The 5,566-nt window shown below is 58.9% G+C and carries 4 protein-coding genes; 2 read left to right on the top strand and 2 right to left on the bottom strand.

All coding sequences use genetic code 11. The features are described from left to right. Positions 1-1,622: M1 family metallopeptidase (locus HKN37_00555; protein NNE45129.1), on the bottom strand; the 1,622-nt coding region annotated here is incomplete at its 3' end. A gap of 351 nt (positions 1,623-1,973) precedes the next feature. Between HKN37_00555 and HKN37_00560 the strand changes: the two genes are divergently transcribed. Continuing rightward, positions 1,974-4,763 carry a T9SS type A sorting domain-containing protein gene (locus HKN37_00560; GenBank protein NNE45130.1) on the top strand — a complete coding sequence of 930 codons (2,790 nt, stop codon included), beginning with the start codon at positions 1,974-1,976 and terminating at the stop codon, positions 4,761-4,763. 218 nt (positions 4,764-4,981) lie between these two features. Further along, entirely contained in the window at positions 4,982-5,269 is a 288-nt protein-coding gene (locus tag HKN37_00565; protein NNE45131.1) for a hypothetical protein, read from the top strand. 39 nt (positions 5,270-5,308) lie between these two features. Here the strand turns inward: HKN37_00565 and HKN37_00570 are convergent. Next, positions 5,309-5,566: hypothetical protein (locus tag HKN37_00570; protein ID NNE45132.1), on the bottom strand; the 258-nt coding region annotated here is incomplete at its 5' end.

A 5,566-nucleotide genomic window follows, 5' to 3' on the forward strand; every position in this document is an offset into this window, starting at 1 on the left:
TCCGTCAATGGTATCTGGGCAGAACCCATCTCCATGCTGACGCGTCTCGTTGTGCCGTCTACGTCAACATCGACGGGCATCGGGAAAGGCAGGTCGCCCGGCGTATCCCAGCGCAACGTGACCTCCGCCCCCGCACGATCGACGACGAGCTTCGGCAGATCCGGCTGTCTCGTGTACACTTCGAAAAACCAGTCCAACTCCATCCCCGATTCCTCTTCGGCAATCAGCTTGAAGTCGTCTGTCGTCGCGAACCGGCACTGGCGGCCGTCGGTGATCGTTTCCAGTTCGGGCGTCGGGTACGCCATGCGACGCAGTGACTTGAGAAAAGCGTCGTCGCCAATCAGGTACCGCAGTGTGTGCAGGACCCACTTTCCCTTGTTGTAGATATCGCCGTCGCTTTCCATGTAGTCCGGCGGCAACAGATACATCTCTCCTTCCGTCATGGACTCGCGCGGGGCGAGTGGTTTCGCATTCCGGATTCTGGGCCTCGACGGCGCCAGAGCAGCGTGGTAGGCCTCGGTTCCTGAAAGCTCTTCCGAATAAAGCGCCTGCATGTAGGAGCAGAATCCTTCATGCAGCCAGAAGTCACGCCAATCGAGTGCAGTCACGAGGTTGCCCCACCATTCGTGGCCGAGCTCGTGGTGATGGAGCCAGTCAAAACCGTGCTCGTTACGGGTAAAGTCATTGCCGTAGGCAATGATCGTCTGGTGCTCCATGCCGAGATGCGGGGTCTCGGCCACACCGTACTTGTCCGCTCGAAACGGATACGGCCCCAGATATTTTTCATAAAAAGCGAGATCGGTCAGAAAGCTCGGAAAGAGTTCGACACCCTTATCGTAATGGTCGGGTATGACCCAGAATGTGACGGGGAATTGGTCGCCGGTGACACTCGTGAAGGTGTCTTCGATGGTCCGATACGGCGCAATGTTGAGGGCGACGCCGTAGTTATTGATGGGCGTAGAAACGAACCAGTCGTACGTCCACCAGTCTCCCTCTTGTTCAATTACGCCTCGTAGCCGCCCATTAGAGGCGACGACAAGCGGCTTCGGGACTGTGATAGCGATGGCCATTGAGTCAGGTTCGTCCGACGGGTGGTCCTTGCACGGCCACCAGACGTCCGCTCCTTCGCCCTGAACAGTTGTCGCGATCCAAGGACTTCCCGACGGTGTTTCCGACCACGTAAATCCGCCGACCCACGGCGGGCGCGGTGCAACACGCGGCTCGCCTCCATAAAGGACCTGAACCTGCACGTTCGTCCCAGGCTGGCGGGTGGTCAGCAGACTCACCCACAGAAGCACATCCCTGTGCTCGAAGGCTACCGGGCGAACGGCACCTGACTCGTCAACCAGATTTACCTGGTGCACACCCAGGAGTGAATCCAGGTGGAGAACAAACCACTCTGTCGGATGAACGATACGCGCATGAACGGTCAGACTGCCGTCGATGGTTCTGGTCGACGGGTCGACCGTCAGATCGAGATCATAGTATGTCACATCGTATGCGGCCTGCTCGGGCATGAGCGGCCCGCCCGATTCGGTGCCCTGCACACCGAGGTAACGTTGGGCTTGCGCCGGGCCGGCCGCGAGAAGAAGGAGCGTCAGTAGTGCGAGGGTCGATCTCATCAGACTATCCGGTTGATTGCAGCAGGTCAGCGGGGCCCGTTCGGGCCCCGAGTTCAAAACTACGATCGCGAGATGATCAAAGTGGGGGCCGGCTCACGGCTGGCGACTGTGAGGGACGACAGAGTTTCACTCGCGCCGACATAAGTACAAACCCTCCATACGCGGTCACAAGAACCCCATTGCTAAAGCGAGGGTTACTGAATAGGGTGTAAACAGCCGGAACGCACTGGATGTGACACATCTAAGGGATCCCAGTTCTGCCGTCCCGCTCAGCGTCTCACCGTTGCCTGCAGCGATCGAGTTAGCTGGGTCAAACGGTCAGGCTCAGATCTCGAACAGGAGGAGAATCCCATGAAGCTCTGCTCGATGATCGTAACGGCCACTCTGTTTGCCGCTTTGGCCGGAACGGCTGCCGCCCAGCAGCTACCAGGTTGGCGCTGGCAGAACCCACTACCCCAGGGCAACGACCTGCATGACATCAGCTACTGGAACAATCCAGGCTTTTGGGATCATGTGTACATATCTGGTGACCACGGGACTGTTCTACGGACGTTGAACGGTCAAGACTTCAGCATCATGCGGACAGCCACGACCGCTCCGCTGAAGGCTATCAGGTATCGAGAGAGGCTGTTTGCGGCGGGCCACAACGGGACACTCATTGTAAGTCACGACGAGGGTACCACGTGGGAGGAGCTGGCCAGCGGGACAACTGACTACCTGCACGCCATCGACTTTTCAAGCGTGACCCACGGCTGGGCGGTTGGATACAATCGTTCGATACTTCACACGTCCGATCGGGGTGCAACATGGGTATCGCAAAGCCTTCCGGGGACCACCCAGTTCGAAGATGTCAGTTTCATTGATGACAACGAGGGCTGGGCTGCGGGCTATGGCGGCAAGGCAGCCATTCTTCACACGACCGACGGAGGAAATTTCTGGATAGGCCAGGCCAACCCGGCAATTCATCGTCTGCACTCAATCAGTATGTGGCCCGGAGGTCACGGTTGGGCGGTTGGCGAGCGGTGGACTCAACTCTACACCACCGACCACGGCGTCACGTGGGTACGTGGTGACAGCCTCAGCGGAGCGGACTACTTCTCGGTGGACTACCGGCCCTCAGTAACCCTTGGAGACCGCGTGTGGATTGCCGGCAGCGGAGGCACAATCCTTCACAGCCCGGACAACGGCCGATCGTGGGTTCGGCAGGCGAGCGGTACAAATCGACCCCTCTCGAAAATCGTATTTGTCGGTGGGACGTCTACGGGTTGGGCGATCGGTGCAGCCGGAACGATTCTGAAGTCCACGAACGGTGGCGATACGTGGGAAAAAGTACATCGCAGCTATGTGGGCACAGATCTCAGCACCGTCCATTTTACGAATCGGGACACCGGCTGGGTCGCCGGCGTGGGCGGAAGAATCCTTCGAACCAACGACGGCGGGGCGAGGTGGGCTGACCAGAGCCGGGGAGACTACAACTACAACGACATCCATTTCCTCGATGGTGAAGAGGGTTGGGTCGTAGGCGACGACGGTGTAGTGATGTTCACCGGAGAGGGCGGTGAGGGTTTCCCGAGTTGGAACGGACCTCATGACACCGGGACAAGAAACGACCTGTACGCAATTCATTTTTCTGATCCCCAGCATGGCCTGGCCGTCGGCAAGGCGGGTACAATCATTGCCACTCGCGGCGTTGGGACTCCATGGGTAAGGCGACAATCACCCACAATGAATCCCCTGTACGGGGTCTTCTTGGCTTCCAACACGACGGCCTGGGCGGTTGGGCTGCAGGGCACCGTGATACGGACTGAAGATGGCGGACTGAACTGGACGCTCTATCCTACCGGCGTTACTGACCGCCTGACTGCCGTGTTCGCTACAGACACAATGCACGTATGGGCCGTCGGAACTCGTGGTAGAATCATAAACTCGAGTGACGGCGGTCGCACCTGGCAGACCCAGGACAGTGGCATTTCCAGCGCGCTGCTGACAGTTCACTTCATCGACCGGAATTTCGGTTGGGCTGCGGGTACAGAGGGGACGATCGTCTGGACCAGTGACGGTGGCCAAACGTGGACGCGGCAGGTGACCGGCACCAGCAAATTTCTAAGCGGAATCTACCTCGCTGATGACGAGTACGGCTGGGTCGTTGGAGAGGACGGCGCGATCCTAAACACCATAAACGGAGGTGTGTGGGGTCTCGCGTGGCTGCGGCTGGTACATGCGGCACCGGACGTTGGACTGGGCCTGATAGATGTATACCTGAACGGGGTACGTGTCATCGATGACCTGGATTATCGGGGCGTATCAAGAAATATTGCTGTGCCGACCGATGGGGCGGAAATTGCCGTCGTGCCTGGAAGTGTGTCCGCTATCGGGGCCGACGATCCCAGGTTCAATGTCGTCCTTTCGGAGGGGCAGACGTATGCCGCCGTGCTCGCCGGTGAGATCGGCCACCCCGATGGCCCGCTGTCATTGATCACAGTTCCCAAGAAGCCGAGCGGCAAAACTGTGGCTCCCGTTCCCGTGGGATTCGTGCATGCAGTCCCGGATGGACCGCCGGTGGACTGTTTCGTGAACGGGGTGACGATGTGTTCCGACCTGTCCTTCGGCCAGTACAACCTGGGGACGTCCACAGACGAGCATCAAATCATGAACATCCGCCGACACGACGATGGTTCGTTGGTCGAGTCCTTCGATGTCACGTTGTCTTCGAGCGAGGAAGTGTTCCCTATCATCCTGACCGGCTACTTGTCGCCACCGCCCGGGAGTGAGGACAGATCCGTGTCTATGATGATCGTCAGCGAAACGGGAGAGGTTTCAACGCCGGCCATCGTAACCCGCCTGGAAGACGATTCCGTAGTACGTGAATTCAAGCTCCTCGGCAACTACCCCAACCCCTTCAATCCGTCGACGACCATTCGATTTGATCTTCCGGCAACGTCGGACGTGACCCTCACCGTCTTCGACGTGCTCGGTCGTGTAGTACGTAAATTCGAGCGACCGATGGTCCCGGCCGGGTTCGGACGTAGCCAGAGCGTCGATTCACAGGGCCTGTCATCCGGTGTCTACGTTTACAGTCTCAGCGCCGTGGGGGCTGGCGAGATCAACACTGCTACGGGAAGCATGTTGTTGATCCGATAGGTTCGCATTTCGGTAATAGCGTGGGGGCCATATTCGCGACAACGCGTGTCCACATTCGGCGACGTATCGTACTGCCCGCGAGCCTGCTGCTAAAGCGTCCGAGATCCCAGGGCTGGGCAGGGGAGGCTCGTCCGCGCCGACCCCGATCTCGGTACGCTTCTTGTGCAGAGCGACATATACCGGGAGTTCCAAAAGACACCAACATCAAGGTGAGATCAATGAGTAGAGCCGTACTGCTGGTTGCAGCCATGATCGTACTCAGTGGGTGCTACCATGCGCAGGTCGTTGTGTCCGATTCCGAACCGTCGAATGTCGTTCTCGAAGACGCGTGGGCCGACGGATGGATCTATGGACTCGTACCTCCTGCGGAGATCGATGCGACAGAGAAATGTGATACGGGCGTCGCCACAGTCGAGACAAAGCTGTCCTTCCTGAATCAGCTTGTCGGGGCACTGACCTTCGGCATATACACACCGATGCATGTGACGGTTACCTGCGCTGAATAGCCTGGAACGATGCCGTCGGAACGGTACCGGGCCTACGTCCTAGTCGGATTGGCCAGATTCGGGGCCCACCTCGGATGATGAACCTGCGGAACGCATCACAGGTGACGTGTAATCCCTTGCCGCTGCGCCCGCCAGGAGCCGAAACGCAATGGCGCCCAGCGCCAGGATCAAACCGACGACGACGGCAAGCTCAAGAAGGTCGACAGGCCGCCCGTGCACGAGATGGTCGGTGATCTGTGTCAGGAGAACGAGAAGCCAGACCGTTGCCGCCGCCGCAGCGAGGTATCGTCCCCAGGG

The organism is Rhodothermales bacterium (assembly GCA_013002345.1).
Lineage (GTDB): Bacteria > Bacteroidota > Rhodothermia > Rhodothermales > JABDKH01 > JABDKH01.